25 protein-coding genes, 1 other RNA gene and 1 pseudogene are annotated in these 26,114 nt (G+C 46.9%); 5 read left to right on the top strand and 22 right to left on the bottom strand.

The genetic code is table 11. From position 1 onward, the window contains the following. Nucleotides 1–16 precede the first annotated feature (16 nt). From ftsA to mraZ, 15 genes are read right to left on the bottom strand one after another with little or no spacing between them, the layout of a single operon-like run. Nucleotides 17–1,267: a cell division protein FtsA gene (ftsA, locus tag B2W60_RS01110; protein WP_292361890.1), complete on the bottom strand. Its 1,251-nt coding sequence runs from the start codon at nt 1,265–1,267 to the stop codon at nt 17–19. Next, nucleotides 1,267–2,052 (bottom strand): cell division protein FtsQ/DivIB, encoded by a 786-nt coding sequence (locus tag B2W60_RS01105; protein WP_292361889.1) that lies wholly within the window; start codon nt 2,050–2,052, stop codon nt 1,267–1,269. Before B2W60_RS01105 ends, ftsA begins: the two co-directional genes overlap by 1 nt. After that, nucleotides 2,052–2,990 (bottom strand): D-alanine--D-alanine ligase, encoded by a 939-nt coding sequence (locus B2W60_RS01100; protein WP_292361888.1) that lies wholly within the window; start codon nt 2,988–2,990, stop codon nt 2,052–2,054. Before B2W60_RS01100 ends, B2W60_RS01105 begins: the two co-directional genes overlap by 1 nt. Beyond that, entirely contained in the window at nt 2,987–3,877 is an 891-nt protein-coding gene (murB, locus tag B2W60_RS01095) for a UDP-N-acetylmuramate dehydrogenase (protein ID WP_292361887.1), read from the bottom strand. Before murB ends, B2W60_RS01100 begins: the two co-directional genes overlap by 4 nt. Further along, nucleotides 3,877–5,295 (bottom strand): UDP-N-acetylmuramate--L-alanine ligase, encoded by a 1,419-nt coding sequence (murC, locus tag B2W60_RS01090; RefSeq protein ID WP_292361886.1) that lies wholly within the window; start codon nt 5,293–5,295, stop codon nt 3,877–3,879. The genes murB and murC overlap by 1 nt, the downstream gene beginning before the upstream one ends. Next, on the bottom strand, nt 5,288–6,367 hold the full coding sequence (gene murG / locus B2W60_RS01085; protein ID WP_292361885.1) for an undecaprenyldiphospho-muramoylpentapeptide beta-N-acetylglucosaminyltransferase: 1,080 nt from the start codon (nt 6,365–6,367) through the stop codon (nt 5,288–5,290). Before murG ends, murC begins: the two co-directional genes overlap by 8 nt. After that, the gene (ftsW, locus tag B2W60_RS01080) at nt 6,364–7,503 is read right to left on the bottom strand and encodes a putative lipid II flippase FtsW (RefSeq protein ID WP_292361884.1); all 1,140 of its coding nucleotides are present in this window, start codon (nt 7,501–7,503) and stop codon (nt 6,364–6,366) included. The genes murG and ftsW overlap by 4 nt, the downstream gene beginning before the upstream one ends. Beyond that, on the bottom strand, nt 7,500–8,855 hold the full coding sequence (murD, locus tag B2W60_RS01075) for a UDP-N-acetylmuramoyl-L-alanine--D-glutamate ligase (RefSeq protein WP_292361883.1): 1,356 nt from the start codon (nt 8,853–8,855) through the stop codon (nt 7,500–7,502). Before murD ends, ftsW begins: the two co-directional genes overlap by 4 nt. After that, on the bottom strand, nt 8,852–9,934 hold the full coding sequence (mraY, locus tag B2W60_RS01070) for a phospho-N-acetylmuramoyl-pentapeptide-transferase (protein ID WP_292361882.1): 1,083 nt from the start codon (nt 9,932–9,934) through the stop codon (nt 8,852–8,854). Before mraY ends, murD begins: the two co-directional genes overlap by 4 nt. Continuing rightward, on the bottom strand, nt 9,934–11,289 hold the full coding sequence (locus tag B2W60_RS01065; protein ID WP_292361881.1) for a UDP-N-acetylmuramoyl-tripeptide--D-alanyl-D-alanine ligase: 1,356 nt from the start codon (nt 11,287–11,289) through the stop codon (nt 9,934–9,936). Before B2W60_RS01065 ends, mraY begins: the two co-directional genes overlap by 1 nt. After that, nucleotides 11,286–12,806, bottom strand: coding sequence for a UDP-N-acetylmuramoyl-L-alanyl-D-glutamate--2,6-diaminopimelate ligase (locus B2W60_RS01060; RefSeq protein ID WP_292363954.1), 1,521 nt, complete (start codon nt 12,804–12,806; stop codon nt 11,286–11,288). The genes B2W60_RS01065 and B2W60_RS01060 overlap by 4 nt, the downstream gene beginning before the upstream one ends. After that, on the bottom strand, nt 12,803–14,512 hold the full coding sequence (locus B2W60_RS01055) for a peptidoglycan D,D-transpeptidase FtsI family protein (protein WP_292361879.1): 1,710 nt from the start codon (nt 14,510–14,512) through the stop codon (nt 12,803–12,805). Before B2W60_RS01055 ends, B2W60_RS01060 begins: the two co-directional genes overlap by 4 nt. Further along, nucleotides 14,509–14,802, bottom strand: coding sequence for a cell division protein FtsL (ftsL, locus tag B2W60_RS01050; protein WP_292361878.1), 294 nt, complete (start codon nt 14,800–14,802; stop codon nt 14,509–14,511). Before ftsL ends, B2W60_RS01055 begins: the two co-directional genes overlap by 4 nt. Next, nucleotides 14,799–15,737, bottom strand: coding sequence for a 16S rRNA (cytosine(1402)-N(4))-methyltransferase RsmH (gene rsmH / locus B2W60_RS01045; protein ID WP_292361877.1), 939 nt, complete (start codon nt 15,735–15,737; stop codon nt 14,799–14,801). The genes ftsL and rsmH overlap by 4 nt, the downstream gene beginning before the upstream one ends. A gap of 9 nt (nt 15,738–15,746) precedes the next feature. Beyond that, entirely contained in the window at nt 15,747–16,199 is a 453-nt protein-coding gene (gene mraZ / locus B2W60_RS01040) for a division/cell wall cluster transcriptional repressor MraZ (RefSeq protein ID WP_292361876.1), read from the bottom strand. A 153-nt stretch (nt 16,200–16,352) separates the two neighbouring features. Here mraZ and B2W60_RS01035 point away from each other — a divergent pair, with 153 nt between their 5' ends. Next, the gene (locus B2W60_RS01035; protein ID WP_292361875.1) at nt 16,353–16,487 is read left to right on the top strand and encodes a hypothetical protein; all 135 of its coding nucleotides are present in this window, start codon (nt 16,353–16,355) and stop codon (nt 16,485–16,487) included. Here B2W60_RS01035 and rnpB read toward each other — a convergent pair. Both rnpB and rsmI read right to left on the bottom strand, forming a co-directional pair. Continuing rightward, nucleotides 16,481–16,847: RNase P RNA component class A (rnpB, locus tag B2W60_RS01030), an RNA gene on the bottom strand. The genes B2W60_RS01035 and rnpB overlap by 7 nt on opposite strands. A 24-nt stretch (nt 16,848–16,871) precedes the next feature. Next, nucleotides 16,872–17,717 carry a 16S rRNA (cytidine(1402)-2'-O)-methyltransferase gene (gene rsmI / locus B2W60_RS01025; protein WP_292361874.1) on the bottom strand — a complete coding sequence of 282 codons (846 nt, stop codon included), beginning with the start codon at nt 17,715–17,717 and terminating at the stop codon, nt 16,872–16,874. Nucleotides 17,718–17,809: 92 nt separating this feature from the next. Here rsmI and B2W60_RS01020 point away from each other — a divergent pair, with 92 nt between their 5' ends. The 3 genes from B2W60_RS01020 to B2W60_RS01010 are packed head-to-tail and all read left to right on the top strand — an operon-like array spanning nt 17,810 to nt 20,649. Beyond that, on the top strand, nt 17,810–19,669 hold the full coding sequence (locus B2W60_RS01020) for a penicillin-binding protein activator (protein ID WP_292361873.1): 1,860 nt from the start codon (nt 17,810–17,812) through the stop codon (nt 19,667–19,669). A 6-nt stretch (nt 19,670–19,675) separates the two neighbouring features. Next, a complete protein-coding gene (locus B2W60_RS01015; RefSeq protein WP_292361872.1) occupies nt 19,676–20,032 on the top strand; it encodes a YraN family protein in 357 nt (118 codons plus the stop codon). Nucleotides 20,033–20,073: 41 nt separating this feature from the next. Then, the gene (locus tag B2W60_RS01010; RefSeq protein WP_292361871.1) at nt 20,074–20,649 is read left to right on the top strand and encodes a BON domain-containing protein; all 576 of its coding nucleotides are present in this window, start codon (nt 20,074–20,076) and stop codon (nt 20,647–20,649) included. A 42-nt stretch (nt 20,650–20,691) separates the two neighbouring features. On the opposite strand, the gene hemJ is transcribed toward B2W60_RS01010, so the two are convergent. After that, the gene (gene hemJ / locus B2W60_RS01005) at nt 20,692–21,123 is read right to left on the bottom strand and encodes a protoporphyrinogen oxidase HemJ (RefSeq protein WP_339612297.1); all 432 of its coding nucleotides are present in this window, start codon (nt 21,121–21,123) and stop codon (nt 20,692–20,694) included. A 57-nt stretch (nt 21,124–21,180) separates the two neighbouring features. Between hemJ and B2W60_RS01000 the strand changes: the two genes are divergently transcribed. After that, nucleotides 21,181–21,558, top strand: a complete 378-nt coding sequence (locus B2W60_RS01000; RefSeq protein ID WP_292361869.1) for a PilZ domain-containing protein — start codon at nt 21,181–21,183, stop codon at nt 21,556–21,558. A 12-nt stretch (nt 21,559–21,570) separates the two neighbouring features. Here the strand turns inward: B2W60_RS01000 and radA are convergent, their stop codons facing one another. The 4 genes and pseudogenes from radA to rplI all read right to left on the bottom strand — a co-directional run. Continuing rightward, nucleotides 21,571–22,959, bottom strand: coding sequence for a DNA repair protein RadA (gene radA, locus B2W60_RS00995; protein WP_292361868.1), 1,389 nt, complete (start codon nt 22,957–22,959; stop codon nt 21,571–21,573). Beyond that, entirely contained in the window at nt 22,952–24,040 is a 1,089-nt protein-coding gene (gene alr, locus B2W60_RS00990; protein WP_292361867.1) for an alanine racemase, read from the bottom strand. Before alr ends, radA begins: the two co-directional genes overlap by 8 nt. Next, entirely contained in the window at nt 24,037–25,449 is a 1,413-nt protein-coding gene (gene dnaB / locus B2W60_RS00985; RefSeq protein ID WP_292361866.1) for a replicative DNA helicase, read from the bottom strand. Before dnaB ends, alr begins: the two co-directional genes overlap by 4 nt. A gap of 207 nt (nt 25,450–25,656) precedes the next feature. Further along, nucleotides 25,657–26,100, bottom strand: a pseudogene (gene rplI / locus B2W60_RS00980) (50S ribosomal protein L9); the annotation flags it as partial. Nucleotides 26,101–26,114: the final 14 nt, after the last annotated feature.

The raw sequence follows: 26,114 nt of genomic DNA, 5'->3' as shown, positions 1-26,114 counted from the left end.
TACTAACAAGGCTTGCTCAGAAATTGCCCTGAAACCAACTTTTCATTCTGGCAAGCATTCCTTTAAAACCATCCGAAATCACAGATTCACTGTGTCCGGTACTCACTTGTTCATTGCCAAACAGTAATAAACCCACACCTGTGGCATGGATTGGATTACGTACTACATCAACTAAACCACCAACATGCTGTGGTACACCAAGTCTTACCGGCAGATGAAAGACTTCTTCTGCCAGTTCAATTGCACCTTCCATTTTCGAACTGCCGCCGGTTAATACCACTCCGGCAGCTAACATTTCCTCAAAGCCACTGCGTCTCAATTCGGCCTGAACCAGCATTAATAATTCTTCATAACGTGGCTCAACCACTTCAGCCAGTGTCTGTCTCGCTAACTGACGTGGTGGTCTGTCACCAACACTCGGCACTTCAATGGTTTCGTCTTCCCGTGCCAACTGGGTAAGCGCACAGGCATATTTAATTTTGATTTCTTCGGCATACTGAGTAGGTGTTCTTAATGCCACCGCAATATCGTTGGTGACTTGATCACCCGCAATAGGAATGACCGCGGTATGACGAATTGCACCATCAATGAACACCGCAATATCCGTGGTGCCACCACCGATATCGACTAAGCAGACACCTAATTCTTTTTCATCCTGTTCCAGTACCGAATAACTGGAAGCCATTTGCTCAAGAATGATGCCATCTACCACCAGCCCACATCGCTCTATACATTTGGTGATATTTTGGGCGGCACTGACTGCCCCGGTAATCAGATGAACCTTGGCTTCCAGGCGAACCCCTGACATGCCGATGGGTTCACGAATACCTTCCTGGTTATCGATAATGAATTCCTGAGGCAATACATGCAGTAATTGTTGATCGCCGGGGAAATGCACCGCTCTGGCAGCATCCAATACCCGGTCTAAATCACCCTGGGTCACTTCCTTATCCCGAATAGCAACGGTACCATGCGAATTCAGACTACGAATATGGCTACCCGCGATACCGGCAAAAACCGAATGGATCTGGCACCCCGCCATCAGCTCGGCTTCTTCTACCGCACGCTGGATGGATTGGACTGTGGATTCAATATTGACAACGACACCTTTTTTCATGCCTCTGGCCGGGTGTGAACCAATACCGATAATTTCCAGCTTATTCTCGTTAGGCCCGGCATCCAGAATCGGGGCTGCAACAATCGCAACCACCTTGGAAGTTCCGATATCCAATCCGACAATCAGTTCTCTTTCAATTCGTTTCGACATTACACAATTCCATTAAAATCAGGTTGCTTACCGTTTTTCCAGACAACTGCTAGCCCGTTGGTATAGCGCATATCTACAATTTCGATTAGTTCGCGATAGCTCGCCAGAGGCCCTTCGAATACCCGAATAAATCGAGCTAAACGTTGTTCGCTTGCCGCTCGACCCAGCTGTAGTTGCATATCATCAGTAAATTTCACTTGCCATGAGCGACGTTCATCCATGGTCAGACTTTTCACTCTTAAACCTAATTTATCCACCGACTGCTGGATCGTGACTAACTGTCGTGCCATCAATTCACTGTTACCTTCAGGACCAAATAATTGAATAAGGCCTTCCGGCATTTTTCCACTATCGGGATAAAAAACTTGCCCACGCGTATTCACCAGACCGTTTTCATTCCAGCGGGCTATCGCCTGATGCTCACTCACCATCAGGTGCAATGTATCTGGCCAGACGCGTCTTACCTGTATCTGGGCTACCCATGGCAATGCCTCACCTGCCTGACGAATTCCCGCTACATTGACATCGAGGAAACTGCCGGTAACGTAAGGGGTTACCGCTTCTATCAAAGCCTGTTTCTCGGTATTTATTAACTCACCTTCCACCGTCACATGCAGAATCGGCAAGGTATCGGTATTGTTCAGATACACCGTGCTGACAATCAATGTCAGCAACACCAATACGGTGCTGATATTTCTCATTTTGATCTTCCAGCTCACGCGTTCACGTGGCTTAACCACACGCGTGCGTGTTGCTCCAGCAGTTGGGCGTTTTCTGATAGCCATCAGCGTTTTAGCTCCAATGTGCCTTGCAGGATCTGTGTAACCAGATTTTCGAAACTGATTCCCGCCTGACGTGCAGCCATCGGCACCAGACTATGATCTGTCATACCGGGCACACTATTGGCTTCCAGTAAATAAAAGTCGCCGTGCTGATCAGCCATTACATCGATGCGGCCCCAGCCCGACATATTGAGGGCATTAAATGCTTTCACTGCCAGCTGCTGACAACGCTTTTCATCTGCTTCTGTCAGACCGCATGGGCATAAATATTCTGTTGAATCTGCCAGGTATTTGGCTTCAAAATCGTAAAACTCTCTGGGCGTTTTTAACCGAATAACCGGTAATGCCTCATCGTTTAAAATACTGATGGTGTATTCAGCGCCATGAACCCATTGTTCTGCAATCACTTCATCGTCATAGTCAAAAGCTAAGTCAATCGCCTGTTGCAGAGCTTCGGCAGAATTCACTTTGCTCATGCCAATGCTTGACCCCTCATTCACTGGCTTGATCACAATGGGCAGTCCCAATTCTTCAATAAGTTGTTGCGTATTGGATTGGCGATTTAACTGCATATATTTGGGTGTTGGTAATCCCTGGCCCTGCCAGACTTGTTTGCTAAGTCGTTTATTCATCGACAGCACTGCACCAGTAATACCACTGCCGGTATAGGGGATCTGCAGAGATTGCAAAACACCCTGGATTTCACCATCTTCACCACCGCGGCCGTGCAAAATGATAAATGCCCGATCAATACCTTCCTGACGTAAACGTTCACTAACTGATTTATCTACGTCAATTTCGACAGCATCAATTCCGATTGACTGCATCGCAGCAATGACAGCACGACCACTTTTCAATGAAATCTCACGTTCAGCAGAGCGACCGCCCAATAACACGGCAACCCGACCAAATTTTTGCGGATTGAAAGTTACGTCGCTCATGCATGTTCTCCGATAATGTGAACTTCTGGTACCAGGTTTACCTTTGTTTCTGCTTCCACACGTTGTCTTACCAGGTTAATCAGGGCTTCAATATCGGCTGCGCTCGCTGAGCCATCATTAACGATAAAGTTGGCATGTTTAGATGACACACTGGCCCCCCCTACTCGCACCCCTTTCAAACCACAGTGCTCAATTAACCTTCCGGCAAAATCACCTTGCGGATTTCGAAACACTGAGCCTGCACAAGGCTGGTTAGTCGGTTGGCTGTCATTGCGCTTTTTCAATAATTGTCTGATCAGCGCTGTTTCGCTTTCAGTATCCCCACGCTGCAAGTCCAGTGTGGCTGATACAAACCATTCTTTTTCCGGGAGCTCGACATGTCGATAGCTCACTTTAAAGTCACTTGCCGGACGTTTTTTGAGCTCACCCTGACGGGTTACCGTAGTAGCCTCTGTTACCAGCTGCCAGGTTTCGGAGCCATGTGCACCGGCATTCATTGCCAATGCACCGCCAAATGTTCCCGGTATACCGGCTAAAAATGCTGCTCCACTTAATCCATGCTTTGCGGATTGTCTGGCAACTTTACTGCAGTAAACGCCTACTTCGGCAGTGACAGTCTGTCCATCAAACTCCAGGGCCTGCATGGTACCAGCCGTGCTAATCACCGTTCCGGCAAAGCCACCATCCCGTATTAATAAATTGCTACCCAGCCCCAACCAGAGCAAGGGTTCATTGGCTGGCAGCTGGCGCAAAAAAGTGGCCAGATCATGTTTATCTTTAGGTTGATAAAACCGCTGAGCAATGCCTCCCACACGCCAGGAGGTGTGTTGTGATAAAGGCTCATTTGTTTTTAACTCACCTTGTAATGCCGTAAACATGGAGACCATCAGTTCAGCCCCTCAAGTTTATTATCCAATTCTTTAGCTATTGCACCGATATCGCCTGCACCAAGTGTCAGCAGCAAATCATGTTCCTGGAGCAAACCGGGAAGCACTGAAAACAAGGCTTGTTTATCCTCAGCAAATACCGGCTCAACCTGACCACGCAGACGGATGGCACGGCATAAACTCCGAGCATCTGCACCGGCAATTTTATTTTCGCCTGCCGGGTAGACCTCCAACACAATCAAAACGTCAACTGTTGAAAGCACGCGGGCAAAATCTTCAAATAAATCTCGGGTACGGGTATAACGATGTGGCTGAAAGATCACCACTAAACGCCTATCAGGCCAACCGCCACGACTGGCGGCAATTGTGGCAGCAATTTCTGTCGGATGATGACCATAGTCATCAACCAACAGCACCTGTCCCTGAGGCATTTGTTTTTCACCAAGCAGGTTAAACCGCCGACCAACACCATCAAACTTCAATAACCCACGTTGACAAGCAGCAATGTCCACACCCAGGTTGCGAGCGACTGATAAGGCAGCAGTGGCATTCAGCGCGTTGTGTAAGCCAGGCATATTTAATCGAATCTGATATTGCTCACCACTTCGGGATTCGTTAACCGTAAACTCACTCTGTCCCTGATATTGCTTGAGATTACTGACTCGGAAATCGGCACGAGCATCTTGTCCGTAGGTGGTTACAGGACGGGTAACTTCCGGCAGAATGCTCTCAACTACTGCATCGTCGATACATAACACGGCCAGACCATAGAAAGGCAAGTGATGTAAAAACTCGACAAACGTTGCTTTGAGTTTCTCAAAATCGCCTTCGTAGGTTTCCATATGATCGTTATCGATATTCGTCACGATAGCGATCATCGGTTGCAGATATAAAAATGACGCATCACTTTCATCCGCTTCTGCAACAAGATATCGACCTGTGCCTAACCGTGCATTGGAACCCGCACTGTTTAAACGGCCACCGATAACAAATGTCGGATCCAGCTCACCTTCACTTAGCAGTGCGGCTGTTAAACTTGTTGTGGTGGTTTTGCCATGTGTGCCCGCCACGGCAATGCCATAACTGAAACGCATTAACTCAGCCAGCATCTCTGCTCTTGGCACGACTGGAATCCGTTGTTCGCGAGCAGCGATGACTTCTACATTGTCAGTACTCACTGCTGTTGTAACAACCACAACATCAGCACCCTTCAGATATTCAGCATCATGGCCAATCATGATGTTGGCACCCAGTTGACGCAGATGCTGGATTAAACTGTTTTCATGCAAATCGGATCCGCTGACCTGATATCCCAGATTCAACAATACTTCGGCAATGCCACCCATACCGACGCCACCAATACCAATGAAATGGATGTGTTTGACCCGACTTTGCATTGCTGAGGTTAATTTAGCCATGGGCATACTCCAGACAGATATCGGCTATCTGCATTGCTGTACCTGGTTTTGCCAGCTTTCTTGCCTGTATTGCCATATTTTCTAATTGTTTTCGGTCATCCAGTAACGATAAAAGCGATGCAGCAAGGTCTTCAGGATTGAGATCCGAATCGTTTATAAGTAGTGCGGCACCAGCATCTTTTAATGCCTGGGCATTATGTGTCTGATGATCATCCACAGCGTATGGATAAGGAACCAATATGGCCGCTACCCCTGCCGCTGCAACTTCTGCTACCGTTAATGCTCCGGCACGACATATCACCAGATCGGCTTCACCATAGGCTTTTGCCATATCATCAATAAATTGAGTCACCGTTCCATCAACACCGGCTTGTTCATATGCCTGTTGGCAATCAGTAAAATGGCTGTCGCCACATTGATGAGTAACTTCAATCACATGTTTTGTTTTGAGCATTGCCAGCGCCCGAGGTACAACCTGATTTAAACTTTTTGCTCCCAGGCTACCACCTAAAACCAGCACTTTAGTTGATTGCTTGGTTCGTGCAGCGTAACGAACCTGCGGTTCGGCTAACTGTTCTATTTGTTTTCGTACGGGATTGCCTACCCATCTGGTTTTAACTGTCTGGGTAAAACTGTTTTCAAAGCCCTGCAGGACTTGCCTTGCAATCTTGGCCAGTAAACGGTTTGTCAAGCCGGCGATAGCATTCTGTTCATGAATTATCAAAGGTTTACCCGACAGCCATGCTGCCAATCCACCGGGGCCAGAAGCAAACCCACCTAAGCCAATCACGACATCGGGTTGAAAGCGCTTAATCACTTTTCCGGATTCCAGTACAGCTCGCAATATTCTGAATGGAGCCACTAACCAGCCAAATAATCCGTTGCCACGTAAGCCTTTAATAGGAATCAAATTCAACTTAAATGCTGCCGCAGGTACCAGACGAGATTCGATACCGCGCTCAGTACCAATCCATTCAATGTCCACTGAACGGGTTCGCAATTCTTCAGCCACGGCCAAAGCTGGGAACACATGTCCACCGGTGCCACCTGCCATAATCAATACACGCGTCATCGTTTGACCCTCGCTGACGCTTTTTCCGGCTGGCGTGTTTCCAAATCAACGCGTAGTAGCAAGCCAATTGCCACACAAACAATGACAAGACTACTACCGCCATAACTCATTAATGGCAGGGTTAATCCTTTGGTGGGTAACACCCCCATATTGACGCCAATATTTACGCAGGCCTGCAGACCCAACCATACCGAAATGCCATAAGCAATTTGGGCACCAAATAATTGTCCGGCTTCTTCAGCAGCGCGACCAATGGCCAATGCACGCCAAATCATTACCAAAAACAAGCCAATCACAGTGACTGCGCCAATCAACCCCAGTTCTTCTGCCAAAATTGAAAAAAGAAAGTCAGTATGTGCTTCAGGAAGATAAAACAGCTTTTGCATGCTGCTACCGAGCCCGACACCCAACCAGTCACCACGCCCAAAGGCAATAAGCGCTTGTGTTAACTGAAATCCACTGCCAAACGGGTCGGCCCATGGATCCATAAAACTTTGCAGACGTTGTAAACGATATGGTGCGATCCACACCATCATCGCAAACAGTCCAGCCAGAATACCGATTAAACCGATAAACACATCGAGCCTTGCCCCGCCAAGGAACATCATCACCAGAACGGTAGATAAAATCACCACAATGGAACCCATGTCAGGCTGCATCAGTAACAATACTGCTGCCACACTTAAAAGCAGTAATGGCGAAAGGACCTTTAATAATGACGTATTTAACTGGCCATGATGACGCTGCAGATAATCTGCCACATAAATAATGGCAAACAACTTGATTAACTCAGCCACCTGAAGATTCACCGGCCCCAAAGGTAACCAGCGTGAGCTACCGTTCACTTCACGACCAACCCCCGGTATAAGCACCAGGACCAACAGTCCCACACCTACCATCAACAACATTGGCGCCATTTGTTGCCAATGAGATAAACGGATAGAAATAACACACCATGCAAAGAATAATCCCAGCATCGCAAAAGCGGCCTGACGGATAAAGAAATATAAGGGTTGGCCGGTTTTATTCTCAGCAATAGTAATTGATGCTGAACAGACCATAATAAGGCCAATAAGCAGCAAAGCTAATGTTGCCATTATTAGCTTGGAATCAAAGTGGGCACTTACACGACTCATGCCGCCAACTCCCTTACAGCCTGTTCAAATCGTTCACCGCGATCCACATAATTGGCAAACTGATCAAAGCTGGCACAAGCTGGAGATAACAATACTTGCTGGCCTGACTCTGCTGAACTGTTTGCCAGCTGTACAGCCGCTTTCATATCTGCAGCAAAATGTACCTGCACCGATTTCGGCACATTCCTGGCAATTTCTTCAGCAGACTGGCCAATTAAGATAATCGTACTGACATACTCGTTTAAGGTTGATGCCAATGGGGCAAAATTCTGACCTTTCCCTACACCACCTGCAATCAAGACGATCTTGCCATTGTCAGCCAGGCCTTCAATTGCTGCGATACTGGCACCTACATTGGTCGCTTTTGAATCATTGAACCAGCGCACACCATGTAATTCACGTACAAACCGACACCGGTGCGGTAAACCTTTAAATTCTCTTAATGCTTTGAGCATGGCATCCATGGGCAAGCCCATGACGGAGCCTAATGCCAACGCTGCCAAGGCATTAGCAATATTATGTCTGCCAGCAATTTTCATTTCACTGACCAGCATTAATGGCGCATCCCCTTCGGCTAGCCACAAATGGCCGCGCTGAGTAAGTACGCCAAATTCATAACCCTGTGATTCATGCAAACTGAAGCCAAGCTGATTACGCCCAGGAATTGCCATCGATGAAACGATAGGATCGTCGCGGTTGATAACCATGACACCATTTCCCTGATAAACCTTTTGTTTCGCCCGCTGGTAATCTTCAATTGAATCATAACGATCCAGATGATCGGCACTGACATTCAGAATCACCGATGCAAAAGCGTTCAGTGACTTTACGGTTTCCATTTGGAAACTGGATAATTCGAGTACATAAAAATCGGGGGCAGGATCAGTAAGCAGATCCAACGCCGGGATACCCAGGTTACCGCCAATAGCCACGTTTTTACCGGCCATTTTTGCCATCAATCCGACTAAGGTTGTGACGGTACTCTTACCATTTGAACCGGTAATCGCGATAATCGGCGCATTTGCATGCCGGGCGAACAACTCAATATCACCAACGATTTCAATACCTGCTTCAGATGCCTGGCGAATTTGCGGTAATCGTGGGTCGACCCCTGGACTCAATACAATACTATCTGCACGCATCAGCCAATCGGCAGGAATACCTCCCGTTTTCACAACCACTTCCGGGAAGTCTTTTTGCAACGCGTTCAGGCAGGATGGCTTTTCACTGCTATCAATTACCGCCACCGCATTGCCCTGCTGCAATAAAAATCGAGCGCACGACAAACCAGTCTGGCCTAATCCAATGATCAGGCTGTAATGTGAGCTATGCTGTTGTAATTCTGCTGTCATCGTATTTTCAACGTCGCTAAACCGACCAATACCAAAAACACGGTAATGATCCAGAATCGAACAATAATGCGAGGTTCAGGCCAGCCCTTTAATTCATAATGATGATGAATCGGTGCCATTAAAAACACCCGCTTACCACGTAATTTATAGGATGCCACCTGAATCATTACTGATAGCGTTTCAATAACAAATACGCCGCCCATAATCAGCAACACCAATTCCTGACGTACTAACACCGCTACGGTTCCAAGCGCCGCCCCTAATGCCAACGCCCCGACATCCCCCATAAATACTTGTGCCGGATAAGTGTTGAACCAGAGAAATCCTAATCCCGCTCCAACCATGGCCGCACAGAACACGGTTAATTCACCTGCTCCCGGTATATGCGGGATTTGTAAATAACGGGCAAACTCAAAGTGACCGGCAACATAACTGAATAAGCCTAATGCGGCGGCAACCATGACCGTTGGCATAATAGCCAAACCATCTAACCCATCTGTCAGATTCACAGCATTACTGCTGCCAACAATAACCAGATAGACCACCAGCAAATACCAGGCGCCTAAAGGAATAACGATTTCTTTAAAAAATGGCACGATAAGCTGTGTTTCAGCAGGTGTTTGCACTGTCATATAAAGAAATATGGCTGCGCCTACCCCGACCACGGATTGCCAGAAATATTTATATCGGCTTAACAATCCTTTCGGATCCTGACGAACCAGTTTGATATAGTCATCAATAAACCCGATGAGCCCAAACAGCAGCGTCACCAGCAAAACGACCCAGACATAACGGTTAGCTAAATCGGCCCACAGCAATGTGCTGACAGCAATGGCTACCAGAATCAATGAACCACCCATTGTTGGGGTGCCCGTTTTACTGAAGTGTGATTCAGGTCCATCATTTCTGACGACTTGACCGATCTGCCTGAAGCTCAAGTGACGAATCATTGTCGGTCCGACAATCAAGGCAATACCCAATGCGGTCATCACCCCGAGAATGGCGCGTAATGTCAGATATTGAAAGACATTAAAGCCGGTGTAATACTGGCTTAAATATTCACTCAGCATTAACAACATCAGGCTTCTCCTCCAACGGCAAGCGCATCCGCCAGCTGGTCCAGCTTCATAAAACGTGAACCTTTAATCAGACATGCCACATCCTTGGTTAGGATGCGTTTTAGTTCAGCTTCCAGTTCTGCTTTATCATTGAAATGCCTGGCGTTATCACCAAAGGCTGCTGAAGCCAGCTTACTTTGCTGCCCCACAGTGAATAATCTATTCACTCCCGCCGTTCTGGCATCACGACCCAATTGCTGATGAATGGACGTGCTTTCCGGTCCCAGCTCTCCAAAATCTCCCAATACCAGCCAATGTTCTCCGGGAAACTGCATTAACGTCTTTAACGCCTGGCGAAAGGAACCCGGATTAGCGTTATATGTATCATCAATTACTAATGCATTATTGACCGCCTGACGCAGTTGCAAGCGATGCGGCACTGATTTGATTGAGGCCAAACCTTTGACAATGGCTTCAGGAGCAATCTTCAAGGCTGAACACACGGCAATAGCCGCCAGTGCATTACTTACATTATGAATCCCGGGTAACGGTAAAAAGATAAAATGACAGACACCTTCCAGACGCACCATAAAGTGACTTCCGGTAATTGCTGGCTGTAGGTCAAGTGCTGCAATATCTGCCGGTTGCTGAAGACCGAACGTCAGGGACTGGCGGGCACCAAGTATGTGTTTCCATAAATCAACGTAGGGCATATCCGCATTAATGACGCCGATACCTTCCGCTTTAAGTCCGGCAAAGATTTCACCTTTTGCTTCAGCTATACCCTGTAATGATCCGAATCCTTCTAGATGCGCAGCCCCAACGTTATTTATTACCGCTACATCCGGTTCCGCCATGGCAACCAGAGTGGCTATTTCACCAGCATGGTTAGCGCCCATTTCGATGACAGCAAAATCATAATTTTCATTGAGCCGTGTCAGCGTAAGTGGCACACCCAGCTCATTATTCAAATTACCAGCTGTTGCTAAAACTTTTCCGCATTGCCCGAGAATGGAAGCGATCATTTCTTTAAGGGTTGTCTTGCCATTACTGCCTGTTACAGCAATGATTCTGGCCTGACTTTTTTCACGACACAATCTGGCAATTTGCCCATAAGCACTGATCACATTCTTCACTACAATCTGTGGTAATTCGCTGGGTATATATCGATTGACTAATGCCCCACAGGCTCCTGCCTTATAGGCTTGATCGATATAATCATGGCCATCTGTATTTTCTCCCGGCAATGCTATAAACAAATCACCTGCTTCAATTTTACGACTATCAATTTTGCTGCCCGTCATAATGGCATCATTGCCATGCAACTCTGCATTCAGCAGATCAGCAATTTCGGTCAGGCGAATGTTCCACGTCATACTGTTACCCTTGTTGCTGAATGGCGTTTCTGTAAGGCTTGCATAGCTATCTCATAATCATTAAAAGGTGTCTTCACACCGGAGACTTCCTGATACTGTTCGTGACCTTTTCCTGCAATTAACACCATGTCTTCCAGCGCGGAATCAAGAACGGCATACTCAATCGCCCGCTGTCTGTCTGCTTCAATATGAATGTCAGTACCTACAGGACAACCGGCCTGAATCTGTTCAATAATCTGCATGCTGCTCTCGCCACGCGGATTATCGTCCGTCAGCACGATTTTATCGGCCATCTCACTGGCGATTTGCCCCATCAATGGCCGCTTACCACTATCACGATCACCTCCACAGCCAAATACACACCACAGTCTGGAAGTGCTATCCATATGCTGTCGCATACCATGTAAAGCTTTGGAAAGTGCATCCGGGGTATGAGCAAAATCAATCACTACGGAAGGTTTCAGACTGCTCGCCAACAGTTGCATACGACCATTCACACCAACTAGTTGGTTGAGTCCCTGAGCAATTTCGCTCGCTGACCAGCCAAGTAGTGATAACACCGCGGCAGTTGCCAACATATTTTCGACATTGAATTTGCCGAGCAATCGACTTTGTATGGATAACTGTTGCTGCTGGATATGCAGGTTAAATTGCAAACCACGGGCAGTTGACGTTATATCGGTTGCATAAAGGTTTGCCTGCGCGTCTTTGCAGCTATATTCAATACATGTCATTTGATGATTATTGAGATATAGCAGCAAGGCCTGACCGAATTCATCATCTGCATTGACCACAGCAGCCTGTAGCGAAGTAAAGCTGAATAAACGTTGTTTAGCGGCAGCGTATTCCGCCATATTTTGGTGATAATCAAGATGATCGCGGCTTAAATTAGTCAGGATGCCGTAATTGATATCGACGAAATTCAACCGGCCTTGTTCCAGTGCGTGTGAAGAAGCTTCCAACGCAATATATTCAATTCCGGCATCGCGCATTTCCGCTAATGTGGCCTGTAAGGAAACCGGATCAGGCGTTGTCATGCCATTGTGTTTAAGCTCAGTTACTCTTCCACAGCCCAAGGTTCCAATCACACCACATGGCTGACCGGCATTTTCCAGTGCCTGTGCAATAAACTGGGTAACAGATGTTTTGCCGTTGGTTCCTGTGACCGCAATAACCGTCATAACCGCTGATGGATATTGATAAAAAGCAGCGGCCAGACGAGCTGTTTTGTCTTTTAAGTTAGTGACAGCAACCCTTTCAATATTCCGATCTTTCAGCTGTTTGCTGAGTTCTGGATCCAACGATAATTCAGCTGAATAACAGACCGCGGCAATACCTGACGCCATAGCCTGCCTGATATGCTGTTCACGGACTGTCGGGGTCGTCGCTAAGGCTATAAACAAATCACCCGGCTTAAGCTGGCGACTGTCCAGGCTCATGCCGGTGATTTCAGTAGTTGAAACCGTGTCACTTTCAACCAGACTCATTATGTCAATAAGGCGCATTTGATATTTCATTGATGCGCCACCTGTAATTGCGTTTGCGGAAGGGCATCCGGGGCGATATTCAATAACCGCATTGCTCCCACCATGACATCTGCAAATACTGGTGCCGCTACCGCACCGCCGTAATATTCTTCACCAGTAGGATTATCCACAACCACGACCATTGCCAGTCGGGGATTACTGGCAGGAATCAAACCAGCAAATAAAGATTGATATTCACTTTCGGTATACCCACCCGCCATGGCTTTTTTTACGGTTCCGGTTTTTGCAGCAACACTGTAATTTGGCACCGCTGCACGTTGTGCCGTTCCGCCTGGAAGCACGACCAGTTCCATCATGCCGCGAACGGTTTCCATCAGATCTTTGGAGAACACTCGACGGCCTTTAGGTGTTTTATCCTGTTTGATAAAAGTAACATCGCGCATGATGCCACCATTGCCGATAATGGTGTAGGCTCTGGCGAGCTGCAGGGTGTTGGTTGCCAAACCATAACCATAAGCGAGCGTTGCTCGATCCAGGGTCCGCCATGTACGCGGGTCCGGTAAACGCCCCATTGCTTCGCCGGGGAAATAGGCACCACTGTCAACGCCCATACCAAAACTGGCAAAATCCTGCCATAACGCCATCGGTTCTAGTTCCAGCGCAATTTTGCTGGCTGCCACATTACTGGACTTTTGAATCGACGTTGCCAGGTTGATGATGCCGTAATCGCGGAAATCGCGGATATTATGCCCACTGACCCGCATCGTGCCGGGGTGCGTATTGATCATGGTTGTAAGATCAAATTTGCCTGATTTCAAACCGCTCACCACCGTGAATGGTTTGACTGTTGAGCCGGGTTCAAACAAATCGGTAACTGCACGGTTACGCAAATCAGTTGAGCGCACGCCATTACGGTTGTTTGGGTTAAAAGCAGGCTGATTAACCATCGCCAGTACTTCACCAGTCTGTACATCCAGAATAACCGCAGAGCCAGATTGCGCCCCATGCTTTTCGACCGCATTTTTCAGTGCGTTATAGCTGAGATATTGCAAGCGTAAATCAATACTCAATTGAATATTTTCACCCGCTTTGGCTGCGCGTATCGGGTCACCTCCGCCGACAAAATTGCCTTTACTGTCCCGCACCATTCGGCGCAGTCCGGGAACACCGGTCAATAATGGTTCATAAGTTAGTTCAAGACCTTCCTGACCAATATCATCAATATTGGTAAAACCGACTACGTGGGCAGCGACTTCACCTGCAGGGTAATAGCGTTTGTATTCACGTTGCAGAGCTACACCGCCAATATTTAATTGTTTCACCTGCACGGAAATTTCGGGGGCTACCCGACGTTTTAAATAAAGAAATTCACGTTCGGGATTCTGATAAATCCGCTCACGAACGTTATTAACATCAATACCTAAAATGGAGGCCAGTTTTGCAAGTTGCGGATGATCTGGATCCGTGGCTTGTGGATTCAACCAGACGGAATGAACCGGCGTACTGATCGCCAGTGGTTCACCCTGACGATCGAGGATCATGCCGCGATGTGCCACAATCGGCACATTACGTAAATGGCGTGCATCACCCTGATTACGCAGAAAGTCTGGATTTAACACTTGAATATCTACCAGACGCCATAACAGTCCCAGTCCAATCAGAATAAAGGACAGCCTGACCAGATTCAGCCGCCAGCCGCCCGTTTGCTGATAACCTCGTTGCTGACGACGACTCATGGTTTGACCACCACAGTCTGTTCATTGTTGGGGACCTGCATATTCAGTCGGGTACGAGACTGAAGTTCTACACGAGCAGGGCTAGCCCAGGTACTTTGCTCGAGCAATAATTTCCCCCATTCTTCATTCAGTTGATCACGTCTGTTTTCCAACTGCTGTAATGCAACGAATTCGCTACGCCCCGCATGCTTGGTGTAAACCACTGCAACGGATGAAACCAGAACCAGTAACGTCATCACCAGCACCGGAAAATCAATACGCATATGCTCAAAAAACGTTGGCCAGCTCATGCCAGTTTCTCCGCAACCCGCAACACGGCACTGCGCGAGCGAACATTCACTGATAATTCAGCTGCATCCGCTTTAATGGCTTTGCCGATAATTTTCAGACGGGGGTTTAATTGATCGGCGGTTATAGGGAAATGGGCTGGTAAATCATCGCCTTTAGCCTGATCACGGAAAAAACGTTTTACGATGCGATCTTCCAGCGAATGAAAACTGATAACGGCCAGTCTGCCGCCTACAGCCAGTACTTCCAATGCCTGTTCAAGTGCGCTGGTTAATTCTTCCAATTCACTGTTGATAAAAATACGGATGGCCTGAAAAGTCCGGGTCGCAGGATGTTTGAACTTGTCCCGAGTTGGACTGGCCTTATCCACCAAATCAGCCAGTTGTTTAGTGGTGGTAATCGGTGTATGTTCGCGGGTTTCCACAATAGCGCAGGCAATACGTTTGCCATAACGTTCCTCGCCCAGTGTTTTGATTACCGTGGCAATTTCATTCATCTCGGCGCTGGCAAGCCATTCGGCTGCACTCATTCCGAAAGTCGGATCCATCCGCATATCCAATGGGCCATCATGTTGAAAACTAAATCCGCGATCAGCTTCATCCAGCTGTGGAGAAGACACACCGATATCCATCAAAATACCGTTTACCTTTCCCTGCCACAGCCGTGAATGAATAACGGTTGAAAGTTCAGAAAAAGCACAATGTTCAATGGCAAAACGTTGATCACTGGCCGCCAGTGCCTCGCCTGCTTTTACAGCAGCTGGATCACGGTCAAGGCCTAATAATCTGCCATTTTCAGAAAGTTTTTCAAGAATAGCTCGGGAATGTCCGCCACGACCAAACGTCGCATCCACATAAAAACCATCTGGCTGAATAAACAGCGCCTCGACGGTCTCTTTGAGAAGAACCGGTTGATGTGTTGGGAGTTGGTTCGTCATTACTCCTCCCTATATCGATAGCGTTTCGAGTTCAGCTGGCAGTATTGCGTCGAAGTCTTCCTGCAAACATTCGTCCATCAAGGTGTTCCAGGTTTGCTCATCCCACAGTTCAAACTTATTCCCCTGACCTATCATCACGATATTTTTATCTAATCCTGCAAATTCACGTAATTTAGCTGGTAATAAAATACGGCCATTACTATCCATTTCACATTCTGTGGCATATCCAAGCAGCATGCGTTTTAAACGACGAACCTGAGGATTCAAACTTGGTAATGCGGATAATTTTTGTTCAACTGCTTCCCATTCAGGCAATGGATATAGCTGTAAACAGTGATCTGAGTGATCGATGGTAATGACCAAACGGCCTTCGCAGCAGACATCAAGATGCTTACGGAACTTGGCAGGAATGGCCATCCGTCCTTTTGCATCCAGATTGAAAGTTGCTACGCCTCGAAACACTGTTCGTCCTCAAATTGAAGGATCCACAAAGATCCACTTTTCCCCACTTTCCGACACTATAGGAGTGCAACATAACGAAGTCAAGCACGAAAATTAAGTAAATCCTCTTTTTACGACAAGGACTTAGCGCATTTTCATAAAAGTGGGAGAAATGTGGATCAAGGTAAAAATGAGGACTTATTTCTTATCAAAAAACTGGCATCGGAAGTTAAAGTAGATTCTAGAATAAAGGCAGAATTTGACTCGCAGAAAAAATATTTTCAGATGGGTGAAACAGAAAAAGTTTGAGATGGCCGATAAGCCGGGTTCTGTCGTGGACAATCATTCATCTGGGACAGATGTCACCATCTGCCTCAAGCAACCTACCCGGGAACCATGCGGGCCGCATGTCATGCCGAAGCATTTGTTCCTCTATTTGGTCTTGCTCCTGGTGGGGTTTACCATGCCACTTCTGTTACCAGAAGCGCGGTGCGCTCTTACCGCACCCTTTCACCCTTACCTGAACTTTCATTCAGGCGGTTTACTCTCTGTTGCACTGGCCGTGGACTTACGTCCCCCAGGTGTTACCTGGCACCTTACCCTGTGGAGCCCGGACTTTCCTCACTCTGAATCCTTACGGACATCAAGCGCGATTGTCTGGCCATCTCAACCGACCATTTTACCGGAGCAGCTTTATTTTTGCTGAAGTTTCAACGCCATGTCATAGGCTTTATTTTTTTTGATACCCAGAATGGACGCTGTGATGCTCGCTGCTTGTTTTAAAGGCACTTCGTTAAGCAAAATTTGTAACACCCGAGCCTGCTCCGTTTCATCGGTGTCAGCCACCGTAGATTCTCCTTCAACAAGCAAAACTATTTCACCTTTTTGATGATTGGTATCCATGATGACAATCTCAACCAATTCCGCTAATGGCAGCGTAACAATGGTTTCAAACATTTTTGTCAGTTCACGTGCCAAACAGGCTTTACGCTCCCCTCCAAATACGGCCAGCATATCCTGCAAGCAACCGACCATCCTTTTAGGACTTTCGTAAAAAATCATCGTCCGCGGCTCGCTCACAAGCTTTTCCAAAGCCTGGCGGCGAGCAGTCACTTTCGGTGGCAGAAAACCTTCAAAAGTAAAGCGTTCAGCAGATAATCCAGAAGCGGATAAGGCGGTGATAACGGCACAGGCACCAGGAATAGGAACGACCTTAATACCCTTTTCACGTGCCATATTGACTAACCGAAAACCCGGATCGCTGATTAATGGTGTGCCAGCATCAGAAATCAGTGCAATTGAATTACCATCCACTATTTTTGATAACAATAATTCACTGCGCTGCTGCTCATTATGTTCGTGTAATGAAATAGTTGATGTTTCGATACCATGATGTTGCAACAGAAATTTGCTATGACGAGTGTCCTCAGCGGCAATTAAATCGACTGAAGACAGAACGTCAATAGCGCGCGCTGAAATATCGGCGAGATTGCCGATTGGCGTGGCAACAATATAAAGTGCGGCTGTGGCGTCTTTCACGGCGTATATCCTGAAAAGAAATATTGATTCTGGTCGTAATATACGCGAACAGGTAAGATGATGCCTTCTCCGAACTAAATTTGATGTAACTTATGACGCAACGATTTTCCGCCCTGCTTATATTGTTGACCTTACTGACATTATCAGCCTGTCAGCCGATATCTATGGAAACAAAACCATCAGCTCCTGATATGACGTCCTTGGTATCCGAGGCAGAAAAACAAGGCGATTATGCAGTGGCCGCTGAACAATATATAGCCAAAGCGGCGGAATCAGAAGGCGCACTCAAATCAGCATTTCAATATCGCGCTGCAATGATGCACTATGAATTAGGTGAGTTGGCAGAAGCAGAAGCTCTGCTCGCTGAAACCAACCTGCAGCAACTGACATCACGTGAACAACTTACAGCGAATCTGTTACGTGCCGATATTGCGCTTTTGGATCTGGATGGCCTAAGTGCATTACAACATCTGGATAAAGTAGACTTTGATTCCGCCAATGCAGCTCAACAAAAACGTATTCTGGAACTGCGGATAACAGCTTATGATCTGACTGAAAACTGGTTGGAAAAAGCCTTGGCACATATCCGACTGGATCCAATGCTGGCGGAGAATGATCGTGAAAATAATCATTTAGCATTGTGGCAGACATTGATGAAAATGACACCACAGGCTTTGGATTTATATAATCCCGGTCAGCCTCCGGCGGAAGATAGTGGCTGGTTTGCCTTGGCCTATGCTGTTAAAGCCTATGAAAATAATCCAGAAGCAATGGAAGTTGCCATTGAAGATTGGGAATTCAGCTATCCAAATCATCCAGCCAACGTCGAACAACTGAAGAAATCGATTAAAACGCCTATTCGCCTTCCTGAGCAACTGGAATTGATTGGAATTTTATTGCCTGAGTCCGGTCCTGCAGCAAATGCCGCCCAGGCAATCCGTCAAGGCATCATTGCGGCACATTTTAATGCCCGTTCCAACGTTCGCTTGCAATTCTATGATGTTCGCACCGGTAATACGCCTGACTCTAAAAATGTTATCTCACAGTATGAAAAAGCGGTGGCGGACGGGGCCAATATTGTTATTGGACCGTTAGATAAGGTATCAGTTGAATTACTGGCAGCACATCAGACCTTATCAGTTCCGGTATTAGCACTGAATCGAATCAGTCAATCCAATGATCATTCAAATTTCTTTCAATTTGCTCTGGCACCAGAAGATGATGCACGTAGCCAGGCTGAGCATGCTAATAAAATGGGATATAAACGGGCCATCGTGTTGAGCCCCCGCAGTGAATGGGGTGACAGGGTGGCAGCCGCTTTTGCCGAAGAATGGCAAACCTCAGGCGGCCAGCTGGTTACCCGTGCAAAATATGATGAAGCAGAGAATGACTATTCGCATATCCTGACACCAATCCTGGGAGTCGAAAGCAGTAATCAGCGTTATCAGAACCTGCGACGCACATTAGGACAATCTCTGGAGTTTGAACCGAGAAGACGCCAGGATGTCGATTTTCTGTTTATGGTCGGCAGACCTTTGAAGGCACGTCAGCTGGTAACGCAACTTCGTTTCCATCGTTCAGGTCAGTTACCGATACTTGCCACCTCACATGCGTACGGTGGTGAAGCGAATGCCCAGCAAGACATTGATTTGAATGGTTTGATTTTTACTGATATTCCCTGGATGTTTACGGAACAGTCGGAACAAGATCCTGCCTATTCAGCTGTTCGTCGGCAAGCGAGTGGTGATATAGGCTCATTCCTGCGTTTGGCCGCGCTGGGTGTTGATGCTTATAGAATGATTCCTTTCCTGACCGCCATGAGTAGCTCTGAAGATGAAAAATATCAGGGAGCGACCGGTGAACTGACAATTAATGAGCAAGGTCAGATTGAACGTTTGATGCCAATCGCCACTATCCGCAACGGCTTGATTGAACCGCTACAAAGAGATTAAGGGCGAATGGCAAAGCATCTCCAGTCTGGAAAGCAGGCGGAGCAATTAGCTTGTGATTATTTACAACAGCAAGGTTTAAAGCTGATTCAGCGTAACTTTCATTGTCGTCGTGGTGAAATTGACCTGATAATGCAGGATGAACAAACCCTGGTTTTTGTTGAAGTTCGATATCGCCGCAATCACTCACATGGTGGCGCGCTGGAAAGTATTACAAGCTTTAAACAATCACGTATCATCATCACAGCTCAACATTATTTAATGCAATCCGGATGGTCACACAATTGCCGCTTTGATGTCATCGCCATCACTGCCGGCACAGCAGATAAAATTGTGTGGATTCGGGATGCATTTCAACTAAACTAAGCAACACTTTTATCTGCGCTCATTCAACGAGGAACAAATCCATGTACCAAATTAGACTGGTTTTTATGTTACTGATACCCATAATGTTGTTGCAAGCCTGCGCGGCTGTTGTGGTCGGTGGTGCAGCAACCACTGCAGCGGTCGCCTATGATCGCCGAACAGCTGGAGCAGTTTTAGACGATCAAACTATTGAAGCAAAAGCCAAATATGCCATTTTTCAGGATAAAGACATTCACAGCCAAAGTAACATTAACGTGACCAGTTACAATGGCTTTCTGTTGCTGTCTGGTGAAACGCCTACTGAGGCTCTCAAGCAAAAAGCTGAAAACCTGGTTAAAGATATTCCGAAAGTACGTAAGGTGTTTAACGAGCTGGCTATCTCTGGCCCGAGTGCGTTAACTTCACGCAGCAGTGACAGTTGGATCACTACGAAAGTAAAAACCAAAATGACCCAGGATGAAAATGTTGATCCTTTCTTTGTCAAAGTCGTGACTGAACGCGGTGTTGTTTATCTGATGGGTAAAGTTACCCGTGAAGAAGCTGACCAGGCCGTTGCTGTTACACGAACGACTAAAGGTGTTTTACGAGTAGTGAAAATTTTTGAATATATAGATTAACTGTCAGATTGAAGAAAAGCCCCTCTCGCAGGGGCTTTTTTTTTAAAAAGGTTTCACCACAGCCAGAATCATCACGGCAATCAAAATTAATACCGGCATTTCGTTAAACCAGCGGTAAAACACGTGACTACGTTGATTGTTATCCGCAGCAAATTGTTTGAGCATGCGACCACACATTCCATGATAAACAAACAGTAACAACACCAGCGTCAGTTTAGCGTGTAACCAGTACATAGTTTTTAATTGTTCCAGCGTGTAATAACTCATTAACCAGATACCTAATAACAGGGCAATAACAGCACTTGGTGTCATGATGCCCCGGTATAATTTTCGCTCCATGATTTTAAACCGTTCGTTACCAGCCCGGTCATCGCACATGGCGTGATAGACAAACAACCTTGGCAGATAAAATAAAGCGGCAAACCAGGTGACAACAGCCATTAAATGAAACGCTTTTACCCACAACATCTGCAATGACTCCTTATTTGAAATAATGATAGTATCAGTCTTACTATAAACAGGAGACCACCAATGTCGGAGGAACGCAGATATTTCAGTCGCATTCCATTTGCTGCCAACGCACATGTCATTGCGCCCCATGGTGATGTCTATTTAAATTGTACGGTTATTGATATCTCGCTGAATGGATTATTGATTGGCCGTCCGGACAATTGGTCAGCAAAGTTGGCTGATGTCTTTAATGTTGATCTATTGCTCGAAAATGCTCAAATTGTGATTAAGATGCAGGCTGAGGTAGCGCATATGGATACACAGAGTATCGGCTTTCACTGCCAGCTGATTGACCTTGACAGTATTACCCATTTAAAAAGGCTGGTTGAACTGAACCTTGCCGATGAAGGCTTATTGCATCGGGAGTTATCCGCCCTGCTGGACATGCCGGATAACTAGAACCAATAATGATCACTGCCAGCCTTCTTTAAGCGCCTCAATAGCCTGTTGTAAATGATGCACGGCTATCACTTTCAAACCTGAAATCGACTTACGCGGTGCATTGGCAGCGGGCACCAAGGCCACTTTAAAGCCGTGTTTACCCGCATCGCGGATTCGTTCTTCGCCTGCCTGAACCGGACGAATTTCCCCCGTTAATCCGACCTCTCCGAAGACCACCCAGTCTTGTGGAATCGCTTTATTACGCAAACTGGAAATAACGGCTGTTAATACCGCCAGATCGGCACCGGTTTCACTGAGTTTAACGCCCCCCACCACATTGATAAAGACATCCTGATCATGACAGGTAATACCGCCATGGCGGTGCAAAATAGCCAGTAACATCGCCAGACGATTTTGTTCCAAACCTACCGAGACACGCCGTGGATTGCCCAATGGACTTTCATCGACCAATGCCTGCACTTCCACAAGCATCGGACGACTGCCTTCGCGAATCACCGTGATCATGCTGCCGGGAACGGCCTGTTCTCCACGAGATAAAAAGATGGCTGAAGGATTACTGACTTCTTTCAATCCAAGTTCTGTCATGGCAAATACGCCCAGCTCATTAACCGCGCCAAAGCGGTTTTTAACTGCACGTAAAATACGGAATCGTGTCGAGCTGTCACCTTCAAAATACAACACGGTATCGACCATATGTTCCAGAACACGTGGTCCTGCCAATGCACCCTGTTTAGTTACATGTCCCACCAGAATCATGGTGATACCGCTGGATTTGGCAAAGCGAACTAATTGCGCTGCACTTTCCCTTACCTGCGCCACAGTGCCAGGTGCCGATTGCAGCAACTCGGTAAATACTGTTTGAATCGAATCAATGACCATGACCTGAGGCTGGCGTTGCTGGGCAATGGCCATCATTTGTTCAGCATGGGTTTCCGCCAGCAGATCCACCGGCGTTTCCTGCAATTGCAAACGTTCAGCCCGCAGTCGAATTTGCTGCAGGGATTCTTCACCACTGATATACAGCGGATTAATACCGCTTAACTCTGCCATACTCGCCATGGCTTGTAATAATAAAGTCGACTTGCCAATACCGGGATCACCACCTATTAACACCACGGAACCGGTGACCAGTCCCCCACCCAGCACGCGATCCAATTCCGGCAATCCGGTTGACCAGCGCACAGCCTGCTCTGATGTAATGGTTTTTAATGCCTGAACAGTGTTTTGTTGCTGGCCGGCGTAGCCAGTATGTTTATTCATTGCAGTGGTTGGTTTGGCGCTGCTCTGCACTGATTCTTCAAGACTGTTCCACGCACCACAATCCGCACAGCGTCCCGCCCATTGTGGTGTCTGAGCACCACATTCCCGGCAAACATACACCCGCTTGGCTTTAGCCATCAAGATACTCCCGGTTAACCCTGGGTGTCACACAGGTCAGTAATTCGTAAGGTATCGTTCCGGCTCTATTGGCTAGCCATTCAACTGCCAATGTATCGGCTCCCCAGATAATGACTTCATCATCCAGTTGTGCCTGTGGACAAGACTCCAGATTCACACAAATAGTATCCATAGATACGCGACCAATAACAGGAATGCGTTGACCTCGAATAATGACCTCACCAGCATTGGATAAATGTCGACTGTAACCATCACCATAACCAATACTGACTACCCCCATGCGTATGGGTTTGTCTGCTGACCACTGACCGCCATAGCCGACTTGATCCCCGGGTTTTAATTGCTGGGTAGCAATCAGTTTTGAGATCAATTGCATGACCGGTTTGAGTCCAACATCAGCCCCTGATTTATCGGCAAACGGCGAAGCACCATACAGCATCAGACCGGGCCGTATCCAGTCATAATGGGATTCAGGCAGACTGATTATCGCAGCTGAATTAGCCATACAAACGGGCAATCCAGTTGTTTCAGCCAGATTTTTCATAACCGTTAACTGTTGGATATTACGTGCATCATTTAACAAATCCGAGTTGGCAAAATGACTCATCAAACCAAGCTTATTCACCAGATCTGCACGTTTTTCCAATGCATCTATAATCTGTATTACGTCCTGTTGCGGTAAACCAAGACGGTGCATGCCGGTTTCCAGCATCAACCATATTAATGGTAGCGGCTGACTGGTTTTCGCTTTCAATAACAACTCAAGATGCTGTTGCTGATGCAAAACCGGCGTCAACTCAAATTCAGCAGCCAGCTGCCATTCTTCAATTGTGCTGACACCTTCGAAAATGGTAATGGGCTGGTCAAATCCATGTTTCCGGAGCGTTAATGCTTCACTAAATCGGGCCACGGCAAATGCATCACTTTGCATGAGTGCATGCGCAACCTGAATAACACCATGTCCATAGGCATCGGCTTTAATCACCGACATCACTTTACTATCTGGGGCGTATTGACGAACTTGCTGCAGATTATGTTTCAGTGCTGCCAGATCGATTCGGGCAAACGGATAACGACTCACGATTCATTATCACCGTAATCTTGATAATAAGCAGGGGCAAAATTTTCAAACCGGGTGTATTTGCCCTGGAAGGTTAACGCCACCGTACCGATCGGACCATTACGCTGTTTACTGATAATGATCTCCGCTTTACCCTTTTCTGCAGAATCTTCGTTGTAAACTTCATCACGATAGATAAATACAATGATATCGGCATCCTGCTCAATCGCTCCTGACTCACGCAGATCCGACATAACCGGGCGTTTATTCGGTCTCTGCTCAAGTGAACGGTTTAACTGAGATAACGCAATCACCGGCACATTGAGCTCTTTGGCCAGTGCTTTTAATGAACGGGAGATTTCAGAAATCTCGTTGGTACGGTTTTCAGCCTGTCGACCATTGGAACTGCCACTCATTAGCTGCAGGTAATCAACAATGATAAGACTAAGGCCATGCTCACGTTTTAAACGTCTTGCCCTGGCCCTGAGTTCAGATGGTGTTAACCCACCGGTATCATCAATAAATAAAGGTGCTTCATTTAATAACGCTATTGCCGATGTCAGTCGTGGCCAGTCATCATCATTCAATCGACCGGTACGTAAACGATGCTGATCGATACGCCCTAATGATGACAACATACGCATAGCTAGTGAGTCAGCAGGCATCTCCATACTGAATACCGCAACGGGCTGTTTACTGTGAATCGCGGCATTTTCAGCAATATTCATGGCAAAGGTGGTTTTACCCATCGATGGACGGCCCGCGATAATGACCAAATCAGCAGGCTGTAAACCTGAAGTCTGATCATCAAAATCAATAAAACCGGTCGGTAAACCAGTGATACCACTATCCTGTTCAAACAGCGTATCAATTTTATCAACGACTTTACTCAGGACATCTTTGACCTGAATAAACCCGCCGCCACGTTTTGCACCTTTTTCAGCGATTTCGAAAACGCGACGCTCAGCGGTGTCGAGCATTTCTTCACTATTTCGCCCTTCCGGCGTAAAGGCCATATTGGCAATATTATTACCAATCTGAATCAGCTGACGCAGAATCGAACGTTCACGCACGATTGAAGCATACGCTTTGATATTGGCTGCACTGGGAGTATTGCGCGCGAGGGCGCCAAGATAAGCGAGTTCACCGACTTTATCGAGCTCGCCACGTTGATTATGCCATTCGGCCAGCGTGATGACGTCAACCGGATTAGCCTGTTCCATTAACTCGGCGATGCCGCGGAATATAAGCTGATGATCGTGGCGGTAGAAATCCTGCTCGACCAATAAATCAGAAACCTGCTCCCAGGCACTGTTATCAAGCATTAGTCCGCCCAACACTGATTGTTCAGCTTCAACAGAATGCGGAGGGACCTTCAGGGCCTGAGTTGCGCTGTCTTGATAGCTTTCTGGATAAGTTATCTGTTCCACAGCAATTGTCCAAGCTGATTAAACAAGCATTTGATTCAATATACCTGAATCACAAAAATAACAGGGGCATAGATTTTACTATGCCCCTGTCGTTCAAACTTCTTACTCTTGTTCTTGCGCTTTAGCGATCGCTTCAGCTTCTTCACGTGAAGCTTCACGTGCTTTACGCGCTTCTTCTGCAGCAGCAATGGCTGCAAGTTCAGCTTCTGAAGTGATATTTACTTTCACACTGACGACAACATCAGCATGCAATTGCACATCAATGTTGTATTCACCTGTGTGACGCAAAGGACCTGTTGGTAAACGAACTTCGTTACGATCTACATCAGCACCTTTTGCATTTACCGCATCAGCGATATCCGCAGCAGTGACTGAACCGAACAGTTTACCTTCAACACCAGCATTAGCCATGATATCAACATCACCAGCTGCAACCAGTTTTTTCTCACGTTCTTGAGCTGCAGTAAGTAATTTGGCCGCCGCCGCTTCTAATTCAGCACGACGTTCTTCAAATTTTTCTCTGTTATTCTTGTTGGCAGGCAATGCCTTACCAGCAGGAACCAGATAGTTGCGACCATAGCCAGCTTTAACGCTCACTTCGTCACCCAAATTACCAAGCTTTTGAACTTTTTCCAGCAAAATTACTTGCATCGTTCTAACCCTCA

The organism is Methylophaga sp. UBA2496, from assembly GCF_002341635.1.
Taxonomy (GTDB): Bacteria; Pseudomonadota; Gammaproteobacteria; order Nitrosococcales; family Methylophagaceae; genus Methylophaga.
This window is presented reverse-complemented; position numbering and strand designations above follow the sequence as displayed.

Bases quoted from the DNA above. Each gene is read 5' to 3' on its own strand.
- ftsA (WP_292361890.1), bottom strand. From the start codon at position 1,267: ATGTCGAAACGAATTGAAAGAGAACTGATTGTCGGATTGGATATCGGA.
- B2W60_RS01105 (WP_292361889.1), bottom strand. From the start codon at position 2,052: ATGGCTATCAGAAAACGCCCAACTGCTGGAGCAACACGCACGCGTGTG.
- B2W60_RS01100 (WP_292361888.1), bottom strand. From the start codon at position 2,990: ATGAGCGACGTAACTTTCAATCCGCAAAAATTTGGTCGGGTTGCCGTG.
- murB (WP_292361887.1), bottom strand. From the start codon at position 3,877: ATGGTCTCCATGTTTACGGCATTACAAGGTGAGTTAAAAACAAATGAG.
- murC (WP_292361886.1), bottom strand. From the start codon at position 5,295: ATGGCTAAATTAACCTCAGCAATGCAAAGTCGGGTCAAACACATCCAT.
- murG (WP_292361885.1), bottom strand. From the start codon at position 6,367: ATGACGCGTGTATTGATTATGGCAGGTGGCACCGGTGGACATGTGTTC.
- ftsW (WP_292361884.1), bottom strand. From the start codon at position 7,503: ATGAGTCGTGTAAGTGCCCACTTTGATTCCAAGCTAATAATGGCAACA.
- murD (WP_292361883.1), bottom strand. From the start codon at position 8,855: ATGACAGCAGAATTACAACAGCATAGCTCACATTACAGCCTGATCATT.
- mraY (WP_292361882.1), bottom strand. From the start codon at position 9,934: ATGTTGTTAATGCTGAGTGAATATTTAAGCCAGTATTACACCGGCTTT.
- B2W60_RS01065 (WP_292361881.1), bottom strand. From the start codon at position 11,289: ATGACGTGGAACATTCGCCTGACCGAAATTGCTGATCTGCTGAATGCA.
- B2W60_RS01060 (WP_292363954.1), bottom strand. From the start codon at position 12,806: ATGAAATATCAAATGCGCCTTATTGACATAATGAGTCTGGTTGAAAGT.
- B2W60_RS01055 (WP_292361879.1), bottom strand. From the start codon at position 14,512: ATGAGTCGTCGTCAGCAACGAGGTTATCAGCAAACGGGCGGCTGGCGG.
- ftsL (WP_292361878.1), bottom strand. From the start codon at position 14,802: ATGAGCTGGCCAACGTTTTTTGAGCATATGCGTATTGATTTTCCGGTG.
- rsmH (WP_292361877.1), bottom strand. From the start codon at position 15,737: ATGACGAACCAACTCCCAACACATCAACCGGTTCTTCTCAAAGAGACC.
- B2W60_RS01020 (WP_292361873.1), top strand. From the start codon at position 17,810: ATGACGCAACGATTTTCCGCCCTGCTTATATTGTTGACCTTACTGACA.
- B2W60_RS01015 (WP_292361872.1), top strand. From the start codon at position 19,676: ATGGCAAAGCATCTCCAGTCTGGAAAGCAGGCGGAGCAATTAGCTTGT.
- B2W60_RS01010 (WP_292361871.1), top strand. From the start codon at position 20,074: ATGTACCAAATTAGACTGGTTTTTATGTTACTGATACCCATAATGTTG.
- B2W60_RS01000 (WP_292361869.1), top strand. From the start codon at position 21,181: ATGTCGGAGGAACGCAGATATTTCAGTCGCATTCCATTTGCTGCCAAC.
- radA (WP_292361868.1), bottom strand. From the start codon at position 22,959: ATGGCTAAAGCCAAGCGGGTGTATGTTTGCCGGGAATGTGGTGCTCAG.